Raw genomic sequence first — 17,038 nt, forward strand, 5'->3', positions numbered from 1 at the left:
TATCGATCATGATTTATTTTTATCATAAAATGATAGATATCTATCTTTCAGGCGGCGCGTCTTTTACATGTTTTCGCGCGTGATCAGCTCGAAAGGCACGGTGATGTTGACTGCATTAAGGTTCGGCTCGCGCAGATCGTTGATAAAGGCGTGCACGATGGTCTCGGCCAGTTGATTCAGCGGATGGCGGATCATCACTTCGATATCGCCGTCGATGAGCGCCAGTTCGCCATTGGCGACAGGTCCGTGACACAGCAGCCTGATGTTGCGCCTGCCGCTCTCTTTAATGGCGGCGATCACGCCCTCGATGCCGCCACAAGGGGCGTAGATCATCGACAGGTCAGGGTGTTGGCTAAGCAACGCCTGCGTCGCTGCGTAGCCACCCGCCTCGCTTTCATGGGTTTTCAGCGGCTCCAGCACCACGTAGCCGTTGTTGTTTTCGCGCAGATAGGAGCGGAAGCCGATTTCGCAGCTCTCCTGACAGCTAAAGCGATGGTCGCCGAGCAGCACGCCGATCACGCCGTTTTTATCCAGCAGGCGATGAGCGAACCAGCCGGCGGTGCGGCCCGCTTTTTGGTTGTCCAGCCCGATATAGCCGGCATGGCCGCAAGGCGAAAAATCGGAGAACAGGGCGTAAACCCGCACGCCGGAAGCGGCGATTTTTTTGATGGTGTGGCGTATCAGAGGATGATCGAGAGCCACCACGCCGATGATATCGACCCGCTGCGCCAGCGACTCAAGCGCAAGCACCATGCGCTCCACATCCTCAATATCGAACCCTAAAAACTCAGGCGCGGGATGCGCGCGTTGCGTGGCGGCACGGCTTAACGCCTCGGCGAAGGTGCGATAAAAAGAGTGATCCTGCGATAGCAGAATAAACCCCATGCGCGCCGGAGGCGTGCTGGCGTCTTCTTCGCGCAGCAGGGCTTTAAACAGCTCTTCGCCATAGCCGAGGCGCTCCGCCGCCTGCAGCACCTTTTTACGGGTTCCATCCCGCACCGGCGCGCGATGGTTTAACACCCGATCCACCGTCGCGACGCCGACGCCCGCTTCTCTCGCAATGTCAGACATAGAGGGCTTTTTCATGTTATTCCCCTTTAATGATAGATAACTATCATGCTACCTGAAATCGGGCGGCGGGGGAAATCGGCGGCCGCTGGCCTGCGCCAGCGGCAAACCTCTGACCTCAGCGTATTGAGGTCAGGGCGTCGCCTCCACGATCACCGCGACGCGCTGACCGGCGCGCACCGCCGATCCCGGCTGCACGCCAATCTGCTGGATCACCCCGTCGCAGGGCGCGGTCAGCGGGATCTCCATCTTCATCGACTCCAGAATCATCATCACCTCGCCCGCGCGCACCTTGCTGCCCGCTTTCACCGCTATCTGCCACAGATTGCCCGAAATAGCGCTTTCCACCGCCTGTTCGCCCGGCCGCAGCGGCGGCTCGTCCACCGCCTCTGGCGGGCTCTCCTGGCTGTCGAAATGCGCCTGGCCGCTGGCGATCCAGCGCTCGCGCTCGGCGTTAAAGGCGCGCTGCTGATGGTCGCGGAACGCCGCGATGCTCTCCGCCTCGTTTGTCAGGAACTGCTGATACTCCGCCAGCCGCAGCGTGCCGTGCTCAATGCGCAGCGGATAGCGGCCAAGGGGGAAGTCGCGGCGGATCTGCAGCAGCTCCTCCGCAGAGACCGGATAAAAGCGCAGCTGGTCGAAAAAGCGCAGCAGCCAGGGCTTGCCGTCGAAATCGGCGACGTCGCGATAGCGATTCCACATCTGCAGGGTGCGACCGACGAACTGGTAGCCGCCAGGGCCTTCCATGCCGTACACGCAAAGGTAGGCGCCGCCGATGCCGACCGAGTTTTCTGCGGTCCAGGTGCGGGCCGGGTTGTATTTGGTGGTGACCAGACGATGACGCGGATCGAGCGGCGTCGCCACCGGCGCGCCCAGATAGACGTCGCCCAGCCCCATGACCAGATAACTCGCGTCGAACACCGTGTTCCACACCGCCTGTTCGTCGGTCAGATCGTTAATGCGGCGGATAAACTCCAGGTTGCTGGGGCACCAGGGCGCGTCGCGGCGCACCGTGGTCATATATTTGTCGATCGCCTGGCGACAGGCGGGATCGTCCCATGACAGCGGCAGATGGACGGTACGTGTCGGCACCTGCAGATCGTCGCTGTCGCACACCGCAAGCCAGTGGCGCTGCACCTGCTCAAGCAGCGTCGTCAGCGGCAGCCGCTCCGGCTGAAAATGGAGCTGCAAAGAGCGAATGCCGGGCGTGAGATCGATAATGCCGGCAAGCGCGGCGCGCTCCAGCGACTGCATCAGCGCATGAATGCGAAAGCGCAGCACCAGATCCAGCTCGGCGTCGCCCGCTTCCAGCAGCAGATGGGTGTCGCCCGACAGGCGCGCGACCAGGCGCTTGTCGCGCTCGCCGCAGCTCATCACCACGGGTGAGACCAGCGGGGCGGGCTGCCAGTCAACCTCGGCCGCCGTCAGGGTGTCGCTCTCGACGCGGCGCGCCTGCGCCAGCCGACGCGCCGTCGCCAGATCCACCGCGACAAAGCGCACCTTGTCGCCCGCTTTCAGCTGGCCGAGATGCCAGAGATCCGCCTCAATCACCGTTACCGGGCAGACGAAGCCGCCGAGGCTGGGGCCATCCGGCCCGAGGATCACCGGCATATCGCCGGTGAAATCAACGGCGCCGACGGCGTAGGGGTTGTCATGGATATTTGAGGGATGCAGGCCCGCTTCGCCGCCGCTGTCGCGCGCCCAGAGCGGTTTAGGGCCGATCAGACGGATGCCGGTGCGGCTGGAGTTAAAGTGCACTTCCCAGTCGGTGGCGAAAAAGGTGGTGATATAGGCGTCGGTGAAAAACTCCGGCGCGCCGTGCGGGCCATAGATCACGCGCAGGGTGCGCAGCGCGTCGAGCGAGGTGTGCAGCGCGGCGGGCAAGGCTGCGCCAGTGGCCTGATGCGCGGTTTCCGCCAGATGAAGCACATCGCCGCTGCGCAGCGCTCGCCCGGCATGGCCGCCGAACTGCCCGAGGGTAAAGGTGCTTTTGCTGCCAAGATAGTCGGGCACCTGAATGCCGCCGCGCAGGCAGAGATAGCTTCTGACGCCCGCGCCCGTGACCGCGCCCATTCTGAGCGTGGATCCCGCCGTAATGGGGAAAACGGTGTTCATCTCCAGCGGCGTGCCATCCAGCGTCGCACTGACTGGCGCGCCGCTGATCACCGCCAGCGCGTCGGTGTTAAACAGGAGAGCGGGTCCGTTCAGCGTCATCTCCAGCGCCGCGTCGCCTTCAGCATTGCCCAGCAGGCGGTTGCCGAGCCGCAGGGCGCGGTCGTCCATCGGCCCGGAAGGTGGAACGCCCACCGCCCAGTAGCCGAGACGACCGGGATAATCCTGCACGCTGCTCTGGGTGCCTGCGCTCAGCACCTCGACGGTGGCCGCGCGGTAGGTCAGCTGCTCCAGACAGCGCGTCCAGGGACGGGCCTCGCTGAAGGGCGCGAACGCCAGAATCTGCAGCAGATAATGGCGGTTGGTTTCCACGCCGTAGAGGCGCGTTGACGCCAGCGCCGCCGACAGCGCGGCGATGGCGCTGTCGCGGTCCTCGCGCCAGGCGATGACTTTCGCCAGCATCGGATCGAAAAAGGGCGGCACCTCGCAGCCCGCCTCGATCCAGCGGTCGATGCGCAGCGCGTCGCCGTCGGCGGCGGGGAAAACCACCTCGGTCAGCAGGCCCGGCGACGGCTGGAACTGGCGGCCAGGATCTTCCGCATAAATACGCGCCTGGATGGCGTGGCCGCGCGGGCGCAGCCCGGCAATCAGCGTGCGCAGCGGTGGCAGCTCGCCCGCCGCCAGCTCAATCATCCAGCGCACCAGGTCGACGCCCCACACCTGCTCCGTGACCCCGTGCTCGACCTGCAGGCGGGTGTTGACCTCGAGAAAATAAAAGCGCTCGGCCGCGCTGTCATAAACAAACTCGACGGTGCCCGCGCTGCGGTAGCTGACCGCCTGGCCGAGCGCCACGGCCGCTGCGCACAGCGCCTCGTCCATGCCCGCCGGCAGGCCGGGCGCCGGCGTTTCCTCGATAACCTTTTGATTGCGGCGTTGAATTGAGCAGTCGCGAACCCCCAGCGCGATCACCTCGCCCTGGCCGTCGCCGAAGATCTGCACCTCCAGGTGCCGCGCGTGGGCGATATATTTCTCCAGAAACACCCCGGCGTCGCTGAAGTTGTTCTGGCCCAGCCGCTGCACCGCGTCGAACGCCTCCGTCAGCGCCTCGGCGTTGTCGCAGACGCGCATGCCGATGCCGCCGCCGCCAGCGGTGCTTTTCAGCATCACCGGATAGCCGATCGTTTCCGCCGCCAGGCACGCTTCTCCACTGTCGGCCAGCAGCGCCGTGCCTTCCAGCATCGGCACGCCGTGCGCTTTCGCCAGCGCGCGGGCAGTGTGTTTCAGCCCGAAGGTGCGCAGCTGCTGCGGGGTCGGCCCGACGAAGGCGATGCCCGCCGCTTCGCACGCTTCGGCAAACGCCGCGTTCTCCGATAAAAAGCCGTAGCCAGGATGGATAGCGGTGGCGCCAACGCGACGCGCCGCGGCGATAATTTTCTCGATCGCCAGATAGGTTTGCGCCGCCGCGCCCTCGCCGAGGCTGATCGCCTCATCCGCCTCGCGCAGGTGCAGGCTGCTGAGATCGGCCTCTGAATAGACGGCGACGCCCTGAACCTGCATCGCGCGCAGGGTGCGAAGAATGCGGCAGGCGATCGCGCCGCGATTGGCAATAAGCAGTTTGCTGAACATAGCATGCACTCGCATTTTGGCGGGTCGTCCCGCAAAAATTCGTTTTCCCTGAGGTCGTCCTCAGGGCCGGCCGGATGCCTGGGGCGGGCGCGGAAGAGAGCGGGTTACACCAAAAGAGAAGACGGGCAGCGTGTTAATTCCATACCAGCACCTCGGCCGGCGTCGGGTTCCAGCCGTTGCAGGGGTTATTCAGCTGCGGGCAGTTGGAGATCAGCACGATGACGTCGCAGTGGGCGCGCAGCTCGACATATTTGCCCGCCGCTGAGATGCCGTCCTCAAACGTCAGCCCGCCTTCCGGCGTGACCGGCACGTTCATAAAGAAGTTGATGTTGGCGCCGATGTCGCGCTTTTGCAGGCGGCCGTCGTGCAGGCAGGCACAGAGGAAATTGTCGCGGCAGCTGTGCATATAGCGCGTGTCCGCGTGGTAGCGCACGGTGTTGCTCTCCTGCGAGCAGGCGCCGCCCAGCGTATCGTGGCGTCCGCAGGTGTCCGCCACGATGGTCAGCAGCGGATTGCCGAAGCAGGAGTAGAGCACGCTGCCGGCGCTAAGATAGGCGTTGCCCTGACGACGCAGGGTGCGCTGCGCATCGTAGCGTTCGCGCGGCTCGCTGGCGTGGTAGAACAGGGTGTCGATCGCCTGATTGCCTTCGAGGTCGACCAGGCGCAGCGTCTGCCCCTCTTTCAGCTCGAACAGAAAGGGTTCGCCAGCCGGGATAACGTGGCGGAACAGCGCATCCGCCGGATTGAGATTACTGGTGACAAGATTCATTGCTGGCTCCTGTTAGCGTACAAACTGCGCGGTATTGGTCAGCGCGCGCACATTTTCCGGACGGGTATGCAGCGCCTGAAGCGCCGCCTGCTCGCTGTCCGCCTGATACCAGCTGAGCTGCACCGGGCGCGGCGCATAAACGGCGGCGGGATCGAGCGGATGCGGCAGCGCCGTCAGGACGATCAGCACATCCATGGGCGCGAACAGCTCGACAACGCTGCCCGGCGCCGCATGGTCGGCGCAGAAGGTGAAGCGGCCGCTGCTCTCTACCGTGACCTTGCTGAAAAAGTTGACCACCATCAGCAGATCCTCCTGGCGCAGATCCCATTTGCCCATCTCCACCAGCAGGTTATCGGTGCCGTTGCGGTAAAAGGCGTTGCGCAGATCCTGATAGCGGCCGGCGCCATATTTTTCCTGGGTTTCCTGCGCGTTCAGCACGCCGCCGAACGGATCGTGCCAGCCGCAGCTGTCGACCAGAATACCGGCCAGCACGCGTCCCATATCGGAATAGAAGCAGTGTCCGGCCGTCAGGCGCGCGGTGTGCTGGCCCTTCAGGGTGTCCGGCAGATTCAGCCTTTCGCTCTTTTCATGCGGATTGAGCATCATCATGCTGACGTTGCCGCCGCCTTCAATATCGGTCATGCGCAGGATCTGCCCGCGCCGTAAAATAAACGACGTGTGGCCACCGCCCGGTACGCGCTCTTCGCGCAGGGAAGGGGCGGAGTGAAAAAGTTGCGTCATCGTCTAACTCCTTAGTGCGTACACATTGCTGTCGCCGCTGGCGGATCGCATCTGCGACAGGCGGGTTTCATTGAGGGGAATGTCATAGGTGATGCGCGCGCCGTACGCGTTGGGCGCCTGCGGATCGTGGCGCACCTTATCGAACACCAGCAGCCGGGTGCCCAGATTGAAACCCTCGGCCAGGTCATGGGTCACCATAAACACCGTCATGCGGGTTTCGTGCCACAGCTGCAGCAGCAGGGTGTGCATCTCTTTGCGAATGCCAGGATCGAGCGCGCCGAAGGGTTCGTCCAGCAGCAGCACACGCGGCTGCATCATAAAGGCCTGGGCGATCGCCAGCCGCTGCTGCATGCCGCCGGAAAGCTGAGCGGGATACTTATCCAGCGCGTGACTCAGGCCGACGCGATCGAGCATCTGCGCCGCCTGCTCGCGCGCCGCCTGTTTCCGTCGACCGAACAGGCGGCCCAGCAAGGGCGACGCCGGCAGTTCGAGGCCGATCGCCACGTTATCCAGCACCTTCAGATGCGGGAACACCGAGTAGCGCTGGAAGACCACGCCGCGATGGCGATCCGGTTCGGCGCTGAGCGGCGCGCCGTCCAGCGTAATTTCGCCGCGGCTCGGACGCTCCTGACCCAGCAGCAGGCGCAGAAAGGTCGATTTGCCGCAGCCGGATGCGCCCACCATCGAGCAGAACTCCCCGGCGTTAACCTGCAGGTTGATCCGCTCCAGCACGGTATGGTCCCCGTACTCCTGCCAGAGATTGTTGATGGTGATAAAGCTCATGCCCGACCTCCTTCCGCCCAGGGAAAGCAGCGTTTGTGCAGCTGGCGCAGCGTCAGATCCATCAGCCAGGCGAGCAGGGTGATCCAGATGACATAGGGGATAATGACGTCCATCGCCATATAGCGGCGCACCAGGAAGATGCGGTAGCCGAGGCCGGCGGTGGCGGAGATCGCCTCCGCCGAGATCAGGAACAGCCACGCCGAGCCGAGCAGCAGACGCAGCGAGGTGATTAACCGCGACAGCAGCTGCGGTAGCACCACGCGCAGCACCAGCGTCCAGCTGTTGGCGCCGAGGGTTTGCGCCTTGATAAACAGCTCCGCCGGGATTTCACGCGCGCGCTGCTCCAGATCGCGCGCCAGCATCGGCGTGATGCCGATAACGATCAGCATCACCTTTGACAGCTCATCCAGACCGAAGACGATAAACAGCATCGGCAAAATCGCCAGCGGCGGGATCATGGAGATCACCGTCATCAGCGGCGACAGCGAGGCGCGGATCAGGGGAAAAACGCCCGCCATAATGCCGATGCTTAGCCCGAGCAGCGCCGAGATGGCCAGGCCGGTCAGCAGACGCAGCAGGCTGTAGGCGGTATCCGTCCACAGCAGGTAGTCGCCGCTGCGCTTATCGGGCGTAAAGGCCATGCGCTGCACCGCGTCCAGCATCTGACTCAGGCCGGGCAGCAGCTTGTCGTGCGGGTTGGCCTCCAGCCGGACGGCGGATCCCATAAACCAGGCGGCGGCAATCAGCACAAAGGGCAGCAGCAGCAGCAGGATCTGCATGCCCTGGCGGGGATGGCGATTGATATGTCGCATAACTCTCTCCGTTGCCAGGCGTTAGCGTTCGCCCGCGGCGGCCATCTTCAGGAAGCTGTCGTCAAAGCGCAGTTTGATATTGCCGCTATCGCCCTGCGTCACGTTGCCGGGAAAGCGCATGCCGATGGCCTCGGCGCTTTGCGCCCCTTCGCCCAGTAATCCTTTGTCAAAAGAGAATTGCGCCACGCGCTGCATGATGTGCGGCAGATCGGCGGAGGTGACGAAGGTGAGCGCGTCGGCCGGCGTCCAGAACAGATGGGTGGTTTTAAGCTGCGCCCGGTAGCCTGCGAGGTCGGTGCCGGCGTCTGCGGCCATGGCGCTCAGCACCGCTTCATCGCCCGCCTGCATTTTGCTCATCATCTCGAACCAGGCGCCGGTGAGCGCTTTGCCCAGCGCCGGGTTATCCGCAAGGGTTTGCGTGTTGACGACCATCAGGTCGATCAGTTCGCCCGGCACCTGAGAAGAGCTGAACACTTCCGTGGTCTGCTGCGCGCTTTTAATGGCGGAGAGCTGCGGATTCCACGCCACCGCTGCCCGAACGTTGTCCGTGCCAAAGGCGGAGACGATATCCGCATCAGAGGTGTTCACTACCTGCACATCCTTCTCCTGCAGGCCCGCTTTCTCCAGCCCGCGCACCAGCAGATAGTGTGAGACAGACAGCTCCGGCAGATAAACCTGCATGCCCTTGAGATCGGCCAGGGTTTTGCCGCCGCCCTTTAACACGATGCCGTCGTTGCCGTCGGAGTAGCTGCCGGCGATCAGCGCCGTGCTGTCAACGCTGCCCGCCGCCGGGATGGTTAACGCATCCATGTTGGTCATGGTGCAGCCGTCGAACTGGCCGGCGGTGTACTGGTTAATGGATTCGATATAGTCGTTGAGCTGGACGATATGGATTTTGATACCGTATTTATCGGCCCATTTGTCGATGATTTTTTCGTTGCTGATGGCGCCCCATGGCATCCAGCCGGCGTAGATGGTCCAGCAGACAGTGAACTCTTTTTTTACCGTCGCGAAAGAGGGGAAGGTGGTCAGCAGCGCCAGCGAGAGCGCGAGGGAGTGGAGCAACGGACGTATTTTCATCATTGACCTCTGGGTTGGCACAAAAAAAGCAGGGGCAGCGCGACACCACAAGGTGCTGCTGTCTCCCGGGCTTTTATCCCGCCGTGTAACCTCGTCGAGGTCGCCAGCTCTCGGACCAGACGTTCACTTAGGTGAACCGGAACCCTAGCCAGCTATTGTTTCAAACACAGATTGTCTGTTGCGCTGCGTAATGCATGGAATAAGCAACTTGTGTGCCAGGAAAATAACAGTGATTTTTCATATGGTTAATTTGAAGTTGCGGCGGGGACACACCATAACGAGGCGCGGATGGCGGGCAGTGCACCATCAGCGGGCGTCAGCCAGAGGCCGCGCACTTTTACGATCCACTTCAAACTATCAGTAAATCCTTTGGGTAACGGCAAAAATTCAGTTGCCTGTTTGATCCACTCTATCGAATAGTGAGTAGAACGTTTTAGTAGAACGTTCTACTCACAATAACAGCACCTAAAAAGTGTCTTCCAGGGTCTTAAATCGGGGAAAGCAGCATGAGTCTGTTCTCAGGATTGATCAAATCGTTATCAAAATTGTCGATGATAGGTCGCGCTTTGATGCTGCCTATCTCGCTGCTGCCTGCCGCTGGCCTGCTGCTGGCGTTCGGCGACAAATTTCATTTGCCGCTGATGATGAACGCCGGAGGCGTGATCTTCGATAATCTGCCGATGCTGTTCGCCATCGGCTCGGCGGTGGGGCTGGCGTCTGAGTCGGGCATTGCGGCGCTCTCGGCGGCGGTGTCGGTCTTCGTCACCAATATCACCATCGGCACGGTGATGGACATTACCCCGGAAATGGCGTCGCAAGGGGGAAAATATGTCATGGTGGTGGGGATCCCGACGCTGCAAATGGGGGTGTTCGGCGGCCTGCTCTGCGGCATTCTCGCCGCCTGGTGCTATAACCGCTTCCACACGCTGCAGCTGCCTGAGTTTCTCGGCTTCTTCTCCGGCAAACGCTTTGTCGCTATCGCCACCGCCTGTTTGTCCTTTTTAATGGGGCTGCTGCTGCCCTATGTCTGGCAGCATATTCAGTCCGGCATCGACGCGCTATCGGTGATGGTGAACGGCGACAACCAGGCGGCGTCTACCTTTATCTTCGGGCTGGTGGAGCGCGCGCTAATACCGCTCGGCCTGCATCACATCTGGTATCCCTCGTTCTGGTACTCGTTCGGCGACTACACCACCCATGCCGGGCAGGTTATTCATGGCGATCAAACCATCTGGTTTAAGATGCTGGAAGAGGGCGTCAAATCCTTCAGCAGCGACACCTACCAGAACGCCGGTAAGTTTATGCAGGGGGAGTTTCCGCTGATGCTGTTCGCGCTGCCCGCCGCCTGTCTGGCCATGTATCACGAAGCGCACAGCGCCAATAAGAAAATCGCCGCCGGGATCCTCTTTTCCGCCGCGCTGACCTGCTTTTTAACCGGCATCACCGAGCCGGTTGAATTTACCTTTATCTTCGTGGCGCCGGTGCTCTACGTCTTTAACGCCATCATGGCAGGCCTCGCCTACATGATGATGTACCTGCTGCATGCGCATATCGCGAAATCCTTCTCCGCCGGCTTTATCGACTACCTGTCGTTTGGCATCCTGCCCTCTTTCAACGGCTACCAGACCCACTATCTGAACGCCGTGATCATCGGCGTGCCGATGGGGCTGATTTACTACTTCACCTTCCGCTATGTGATCCGCCGTCTGGATATCAAAACCCCAGGACGCACCCAGATCACCGCCAGCGTGAACGATAAATCGGATAATGAGGTCGCCACGGAAATCATTGGCTTGCTTGGCGGGGCGCAAAATATTCATACTGTGGGATCCTGTATCACCCGCCTGCGTCTCGACGTGGTGAAAAGCGAGCTGGTGGATAAAGATGGCCTTAACGGCGTGGGCGCGCGTGGCGTGGTCTTTATCGGTGATACCGGCATTCAGGTGATTTTCGGCGCCCGCGCGCAGTTTATCGCGCAAACCATGCAGACCATGCTGGCGAAATAACCATTATCTCCAGCGTTCGCTGGAGATAAGACGCAGAGAGCAGGATGAGCCTTTCAGGAGCAGGTTTGAAAAAAGTCAGCATCATCGATGTCGCCAAAGAGGCGGGCGTATCCGTCTCTACCGTCTCGCTGGTGCTGCGGCAAAAAGGCAAGATCTCTGAGGCGACCATCACAAAGGTGCAGGCCGCGATTCAGCAGCTCGGCTACGTGCATAACGTGGCGGCGGCGAACCTGCGCGCCAGCACCTCTAATCTGATCGGGCTAATCCTCTGCGACTTCAGCGACAGCTACGCCATCAAAGTGATGGCAAGCATCGTCATGTCGCTGGAGAAGCAGGGGTTTATGGTGTTTCTTGGCCAGCCGCAGGATAACCGTGACGGCCTGGAACGCTGCCTGCTCTCTTTTCATCAGCAGGGCGTGGCGGGCGTGATTTACCTCACCTCCGACACCCGGCACGGTGCGCTGCCGGCACCGCTGCGGCAGTGCGCGCTGCCGCTGGTTGTCGTCTCCCAGACGCTGATCGACGAGGCGTGCAATCTGGTGATGCGCGACAACCGCCAGGCTGCCGCGCTGGCAACGCGCTATCTGCTGGAGCGCGGGCACCGCAATATCGGCTACATCGGCGGAGAGGCGGACTGCCTGCTGCGCCTGCAGCGGCTGCAGGGATTTCGCGCCAGCCTGCAGCAGCACGGCATTGTGCTGAAGGAGGAGGCGTCGCCCGCCTGCAGCGAAGATACCTTTGCCGCCAGCCAGGCGACGCGCCAGCTGCTGGAAAAAAACAACACTTTTACCGCGCTGCTGTGTCACTCGCCAACGGCGCTGATCGGCGCCATTAGCGGTATCCATCAGGTCGGACGCACGCTGGGCAAGGATCTGTTTCTGACGCAGCAGGTGGCGCTGATGGGCTTTGAAGATATGCTGCATGTCAATCTCACCTCGCCGTCACTCTCTTATGTCTCCTCCGCCAGCGAAGAAACCGGCCGACAGGCGGCAGAGCTGATTATCAGTCAGGTTAAAACGCCCAATCTGCCGGCACAGCGCATTTTGCTGAGCGGGGAGCTGGTGGTGCGGGAGTCGGCGTAGGAAAAACGGCAAAACCTGCCGCCGCAGCGGCAGGCGCGTTTTAGAAGGAGATCATCTTGCCTGGGGCAATTTTGGTGCTGATCCCTAACAGGGTTTTGGCGAGCGGGATCGCCACCGGCGCCAGCGCGCGGCCTATCATCAACGGCGTGTGCTTGATGGCGGTCAGCATAGCAAAATCTTTATTGGCATTGAGGATATCATCTTTAATTGCTTTGCCGATCCTGACGGTTTGCGCGATGCCATGACCACTCCAGCCGTGCACCGAATAAATATTGCCGTTTCTGCGGCAGTCCGTCGCGCCGTTCAGGGTCAGGTCAGTGGTGCCGCTCCAGGCGAAATCGAGCTGGATATCTTCTCTGTCGGGAAAAACGGCGCGAATACGCGAGGTTAAATAGTCGACGGTTTTACTGTCATCCCAGCGCAGCCCGGTTCCCTGGCCGCCAAAGAGTATCCTTTCATTGCGCACCGGGCGGTAATAATCGATTTGCAGCTGCGTATCGTAAACCGGTTTGCCCGTTGGCAGTAAGGTTCGCGAACCGCCTTCCACGGGCGAGGTCACGCCGACATAGGTATAAAACGGGATCGTCGTTTCTCTGTTTTCGTCGAGCAGCTTATGGGTGGCGTCATGTACCGCAATCACCACCCCTTTTTTCGCGTTGATCACCCCTCCCGGGGTGATAACGCGGGTGCCGCTGCCTGTTTGCTCAATCTTAATGACCTCGCTATGTTCATAGACGCTGCCGCCATTTTTCACGAAGCCATAAACCAGCCCGCGATTCAGGGCCAGTGAGTGCACCTGACCGCCCAGATTATCCAGCACGCCGCCATAATAGAGATCGGAATTGATATGCGCCTGTAGCTCATAGCTGCCAAGCACGTCGACATTATCCTCTCCGAGGAATTTCCTGGCATCAACGCCCTGTACCAGCGCATTCATATGGCCAGGATGAACGGCGGCGGTAATATGGCCGTGATGACGATCGAAATTTAAGTCGTAACGGCAGGCTATTTCGTCAATCAGCGTCATCGCTTCGGTTGAGGTAAAGTGCCATAGCCGTTTCGCCTCTTCGAAGCTGAGATTCTCGATCATGGACTCCGCTTCCCAGCGCGCCAGGCCGGGCGTGAGCTGTCCGCCATTGCGTCCTGAAGCGCCAGAACCGATGGTGTTCTTTTCCAGCAGGATGGTATCGATACCCGCTTCAGAAAGATGCAGCGCGGTCGACGCGCCAAGCAGTCCGCCACCGATCACTACGAGTTCACACTCTTGCTCTTTTGTTAAAGAGGGGAAGTCGATCCAGGGGGCAAGTGTCGACTCGTAGTAATTTGCTGGGTTTCCAGGATCGCTGATTTGCGTATCATCTTTATTTCTGACCCAGTTCCAGTCTCCATCGGGATCGGCATGGCTGATCATGGAGGTTTGCGCGTCAGATATTAATTCAGGTTTGATTAATTTTTTATTTCCACTCATACATTATCTCAGTTAGTAGAATTTACCACAGGCAAGGTCACTGTGAATGCAAAACAGGGTTATTCAGAAATAGCGATCTCTTTTTTGGTGACGTTACAGTAAACAATCCAGCCCAGGCCCAGAGTTGCCCAGGTGGCGCCTAATATAAAGGCGTCAAAGCTCAGATTAACCCACATCAGGGCGACGCAGCCCAGCCCTGCCAGCGGCAGGAGTATATTGCAGAAGATTTGCCTGATGCCGCGGTTATCCTTTTCCTTAAAGGCAAAGTGGATAATGACCGACAGGTTGACGGCGCTAAAAGCCACCAGCGCGCCAAAGCTGATGAGCGAGACGGCCGTATCAAGCTGAATAAATATCGAGGTCAGCGAGACCAGGCCGATCAATAAAATACAGTAGACCGGGTTATTATTTTCCGGATGCAGATAGCCAAAAAAGCGGTGGGTTAACTGATTATTTTTCCCCATGATATGCAACAGTCTGGCGGCGCTGGCATGGGAAGCGAGAGCCGAGGCGAAAGTATTTAGCAATATCGCAATAAGAAACAGCGTTTGAAACAATTTGCCGCCAACATTTAACACAATTTCCGGCAGCGCTTCCATGGGATTCTTAAAATGGGAGTTGTCCGGGAAGTAAAGCTGAATAAACCATGCGGCGACAAAGAAGATGCAGCCTCCGCTCAGGGCGGTGTAAAACACGGCTTTGGGTATGGTGCTGACCGGGCTTTTGGTTTCATCCGTCAGCGTGGTGACGGCGTCAAAGCCCAGAAAGGAGAAGCACAGCACCGCCGCGCCGCTTATCAAGGGGATAATGCTGGTGTGCCCATTGAATAAGGGTTGCGTGGTGTAAAGGTGGCTGTCGCCATAATCCCTGAGAATGTTGTGGATCACGAAATAGATAAACACACCCATCAGGATCACCGGAATGCCGACAAAAATAAAGTTGGCGTTTGCCAGCGTTTTGATGTTGCAGCAGTTAACAAAGGTCACCAGTGCGGTAAAAACTAAAATAGAGAGCCATACCGGCACCTCTGGCAACAGAGTCTGTAAATAGATCCCGGCCAGCAGTGAATTAATCATCGGAAGGAAAACATAATCCAGCAGGGAAGACCAGCCGACGATAAAGCCCGATTTATCGCCGCACACCTTTTTAGTATAGGTGTAGGCCGATCCCGACGAGGGGTGCAGGCGAACCATTCTGCCATAGCTTATTGCCGTCAGTAATACCGCTGCCAGCGCTAACAGATAGGCAAGTGGTACGCGTCCTTCTGTTATATTTGACACGATACCAAAAGTATCAAATACCGTCATTGGCGTCATATAGGCGATGCCGATAATCACAACCTGCCATAATGACAGGCCGGCCTTATTGGTCTCTTTTAATCTCATGGCAATCTCTCACTCAGACGTTCAGTTAGATGACTTTTAACCTCTGCTGCATGGAAAAAATTAAACAGATGCCTGGCCTTTAACGGGCGGCGGCTCAGCGTGTCCCGTTCAGGCTTTTTATCATCCCTGCTGTTCTTCTTTGATAACCACGTTATCGCCCGCGTGGCTAAATCCGCGAGAAGAGTCGTAGCGAAAACTCCCTGCAATTTTTGTAGCGATATTTACCCCAGTCACAGGATTTTTATAGCGAGCATCTTCTGGCTGGATCCGCCTTTACTCGCTGCGTTATCTTGAGAATTATCTTAAACATCCATCTCTTTACTAACTGGGTAATCAAATGGCGTAATCCAGTGGGGTAATATATAAAACATAATATTATATATGTATATGCTTAGTGTCACAAAAATGTTAAATTTCTTTTATCTTAATGTTCTGTAAGCTTTTTTAGCTGGCCAACGAAACCCATCGCTTTAGGATGATTAATAAATTTAAATTCAATCAGTTAGGTCGTTTGTAAGGGAAGGCGTGCGTGAGAGGATAAACAGCAGCCGCTTTGCTTAAGCGGCTCCAGAATGAGAGCAATAGACCTATGTCGCCGCGTTGATCAGCGCGGCGAGTTGATGAAAACTGGTTTTGATTTCGCTTTCTTCCATGCTGGCAAACCCCAGCAGTAATCCTGATAGCTTTTTATCGCTGGCATAGTAGCTCGACAGGGCGCGCACCAGAATGCCCTGCTCATTTGCGCGCTGCGCCAGACTGACATCATCAACTTCTGCAGGTAACTGCATAATCAAATGCAGTCCGGCATTGCTGTTGTACTGGCCCAGAAAACAGCTGCCGAGTTTTTCACTGATTAAATTCACTAAAATTTGCCTGCGTCGGCTGTATAGCTGACGCATTTTACGTATATGAGCCGCGTAATAGCCTTCCCGGATAAAGTCCGCCAGGGCAGCCTGCGTCAGCTGATGGCCGCCGCGATAGAGTTCGCTATGCATTCTTTTTAGCGGCGTTTTCAACTGCTCTGGCAAGACCATATAGCCGAGCCGCAGCGCCGGATAGAGGGTTTTACTGAAGGTGCCCACATAGATCACCGGGCTATTAGCCTCCAGGCCTTGCAAGGCAGGAATAGGCTGGCCAGCAAAACGGAACTCGCTGTCATAGTCATCCTCGACGATCCAGCTTGCGGTTTTTCGTGCCTGCGCCAGCAGTAGCTGCCTGCGGCTCAGGCTCATCACCGAACCCAGCGGATACTGGTGAGAAGGGGTAACAAAGATCAGCCTGGGCGGCTCGCTCTCTTCACCGTCGGGAACCAGGCCCTGTTCATCCACCGGCATGGTGACAATCTCGACGCTGTTCATACGGAGAATATTTTTAATACCCCAGTATCCCGGCTCCTCCGTCCAGGCCTTGTCTCCAGGGTTGCACAGCGAACGCGTCACCAGGTCGAGCGCCTGATGAATGCCTTCGGTGATCAAAATCTGATCCGGCGTGCACTGCACCCCGCGCGCGGTGCGCAGATAATCGGTCAGCGCAGCTTTAAGCCGCTCTGAGCCGCCCGTGGTGTCATAGGTCAACAGTTCGGGAGAGAGCTGACGAGCCTGGCGATCGGTGAATTTTTTCAGCACGCGATGCGGGAAATTCGCCACGTCTGGCACGCCGGGTAAGAACGCGCCCCATTGCCTGGGGCTCGCGCTGGCATGCTCCAGCAGCTGCAAGCCGCGCGCCGAAAGGGGTGAATACTCCTCAACAGTCGCCTCCTGGTTTCTGATGGCAGGCCTGCACTCTAAATTATCCAGCACGCTGTGCGTCACGAATGTCCCGCTACCGGTACGGGATGAAATATAGCCCTCTGCCTGCAGCTGCTCATAAACCCGCAACACCGTATTGCGCGACAGCGTCAGCTCCTCAGCCAGATCGCGCGTCGGCGGCATGCGCGAGGAAGGGGTCAGATTACCTGACAGGATAGCGTCACAGATGGCGAGATAGAGTCGCTTGTGCAGCTTCTCTTCGGCGCGGTTAAAAAATGCTTGTCTGATCACATCTCCGGCAAGTGAGCGCATTTGGATCCTGTAAATAAAATGATTTGGCTCTCGAATAAGGTACCAA

Annotated in this window: 12 protein-coding genes and 1 riboswitch; of the genes, 2 read left to right on the forward strand and 10 right to left on the reverse strand. The window is 58.8% G+C overall.

Annotated features, from left to right (window positions below; all coding sequences use genetic code 11):
- Positions 1-63 precede the first annotated feature (63 nt).
- The 7 genes from B2J69_RS11915 to B2J69_RS11940 form a co-directional block, all read right to left on the reverse strand.
- Positions 64-1,086, reverse strand: coding sequence for a LacI family DNA-binding transcriptional regulator (locus B2J69_RS11915; RefSeq protein WP_081139504.1), 1,023 nt, complete (start codon positions 1,084-1,086; stop codon positions 64-66).
- Positions 1,087-1,200: 114 nt separating this feature from the next.
- A complete protein-coding gene (uca, locus tag B2J69_RS11920; RefSeq protein ID WP_081139505.1) occupies positions 1,201-4,806 on the reverse strand; it encodes an urea carboxylase in 3,606 nt (1,201 codons plus the stop codon).
- A 133-nt stretch (positions 4,807-4,939) separates the two neighbouring features.
- Positions 4,940-5,575 (reverse strand): urea amidolyase associated protein UAAP2, encoded by a 636-nt coding sequence (locus tag B2J69_RS23625; protein ID WP_094078504.1) that lies wholly within the window; start codon positions 5,573-5,575, stop codon positions 4,940-4,942.
- A 12-nt stretch (positions 5,576-5,587) separates the two neighbouring features.
- Complete coding sequence (locus B2J69_RS23630) at positions 5,588-6,316, reverse strand: urea amidolyase associated protein UAAP1 (protein WP_094078505.1); 729 nt, start codon at positions 6,314-6,316, stop codon at positions 5,588-5,590.
- Between the two features lie 3 nt (positions 6,317-6,319).
- Positions 6,320-7,099 (reverse strand): ABC transporter ATP-binding protein, encoded by a 780-nt coding sequence (locus B2J69_RS11930; RefSeq protein ID WP_081139506.1) that lies wholly within the window; start codon positions 7,097-7,099, stop codon positions 6,320-6,322.
- Positions 7,096-7,911 (reverse strand): ABC transporter permease, encoded by an 816-nt coding sequence (locus tag B2J69_RS11935; RefSeq protein ID WP_081139507.1) that lies wholly within the window; start codon positions 7,909-7,911, stop codon positions 7,096-7,098. The genes B2J69_RS11930 and B2J69_RS11935 overlap by 4 nt, the downstream gene beginning before the upstream one ends.
- Before the next feature lie 21 nt (positions 7,912-7,932).
- Positions 7,933-8,991: a putative urea ABC transporter substrate-binding protein gene (locus B2J69_RS11940; protein ID WP_081139508.1), complete on the reverse strand. Its 1,059-nt coding sequence runs from the start codon at positions 8,989-8,991 to the stop codon at positions 7,933-7,935.
- A gap of 60 nt (positions 8,992-9,051) precedes the next feature.
- Positions 9,052-9,150, reverse strand: a riboswitch (guanidine-I (ykkC/yxkD leader).
- 347 nt (positions 9,151-9,497) lie between these two features.
- Between B2J69_RS11940 and B2J69_RS11945 the strand changes: the two genes are divergently transcribed.
- Positions 9,498-10,997, forward strand: a complete 1,500-nt coding sequence (locus B2J69_RS11945; protein WP_081139509.1) for a PTS transporter subunit EIIC — start codon at positions 9,498-9,500, stop codon at positions 10,995-10,997.
- A 65-nt stretch (positions 10,998-11,062) separates the two neighbouring features.
- Positions 11,063-12,079, forward strand: coding sequence for a LacI family DNA-binding transcriptional regulator (locus B2J69_RS11950; RefSeq protein WP_081139510.1), 1,017 nt, complete (start codon positions 11,063-11,065; stop codon positions 12,077-12,079).
- 40 nt (positions 12,080-12,119) lie between these two features.
- On the opposite strand, the gene B2J69_RS11955 is transcribed toward B2J69_RS11950, so the two are convergent.
- The 3 genes from B2J69_RS11955 to pdxR form a co-directional block, all read right to left on the reverse strand.
- Complete coding sequence (locus tag B2J69_RS11955; protein ID WP_081139511.1) at positions 12,120-13,547, reverse strand: NAD(P)/FAD-dependent oxidoreductase; 1,428 nt, start codon at positions 13,545-13,547, stop codon at positions 12,120-12,122.
- A gap of 59 nt (positions 13,548-13,606) precedes the next feature.
- Complete coding sequence (locus B2J69_RS11960; protein ID WP_081139512.1) at positions 13,607-14,932, reverse strand: APC family permease; 1,326 nt, start codon at positions 14,930-14,932, stop codon at positions 13,607-13,609.
- Between the two features lie 587 nt (positions 14,933-15,519).
- Positions 15,520-16,992, reverse strand: coding sequence for a MocR-like pyridoxine biosynthesis transcription factor PdxR (pdxR, locus tag B2J69_RS11965; RefSeq protein ID WP_081139513.1), 1,473 nt, complete (start codon positions 16,990-16,992; stop codon positions 15,520-15,522).
- Positions 16,993-17,038 lie beyond the last annotated feature (46 nt).

This window comes from Pantoea latae (assembly GCF_002077695.1).
Taxonomy (GTDB): Bacteria; Pseudomonadota; Gammaproteobacteria; order Enterobacterales; family Enterobacteriaceae; genus Pantoea; species Pantoea latae.

What these genes read in the sequence shown, in the direction of transcription:
- B2J69_RS11915 (WP_081139504.1), bottom strand. Translation starts at nt 1,086, where the DNA reads ATGAAAAAGCCCTCTATGTCTGACATTGCGAGAGAAGCGGGCGTCGGC.
- uca (WP_081139505.1), bottom strand. Translation starts at nt 4,806, where the DNA reads ATGTTCAGCAAACTGCTTATTGCCAATCGCGGCGCGATCGCCTGCCGC.
- B2J69_RS23625 (WP_094078504.1), bottom strand. Translation starts at nt 5,575, where the DNA reads ATGAATCTTGTCACCAGTAATCTCAATCCGGCGGATGCGCTGTTCCGC.
- B2J69_RS23630 (WP_094078505.1), bottom strand. Translation starts at nt 6,316, where the DNA reads ATGACGCAACTTTTTCACTCCGCCCCTTCCCTGCGCGAAGAGCGCGTA.
- B2J69_RS11930 (WP_081139506.1), bottom strand. Translation starts at nt 7,099, where the DNA reads ATGAGCTTTATCACCATCAACAATCTCTGGCAGGAGTACGGGGACCAT.
- B2J69_RS11935 (WP_081139507.1), bottom strand. Translation starts at nt 7,911, where the DNA reads ATGCGACATATCAATCGCCATCCCCGCCAGGGCATGCAGATCCTGCTG.
- B2J69_RS11940 (WP_081139508.1), bottom strand. Translation starts at nt 8,991, where the DNA reads ATGAAAATACGTCCGTTGCTCCACTCCCTCGCGCTCTCGCTGGCGCTG.
- B2J69_RS11945 (WP_081139509.1), top strand. Translation starts at nt 9,498, where the DNA reads ATGAGTCTGTTCTCAGGATTGATCAAATCGTTATCAAAATTGTCGATG.
- B2J69_RS11955 (WP_081139511.1), bottom strand. Translation starts at nt 13,547, where the DNA reads ATGAGTGGAAATAAAAAATTAATCAAACCTGAATTAATATCTGACGCG.
- B2J69_RS11960 (WP_081139512.1), bottom strand. Translation starts at nt 14,932, where the DNA reads ATGAGATTAAAAGAGACCAATAAGGCCGGCCTGTCATTATGGCAGGTT.
- pdxR (WP_081139513.1), bottom strand. Translation starts at nt 16,992, where the DNA reads ATGCGCTCACTTGCCGGAGATGTGATCAGACAAGCATTTTTTAACCGC.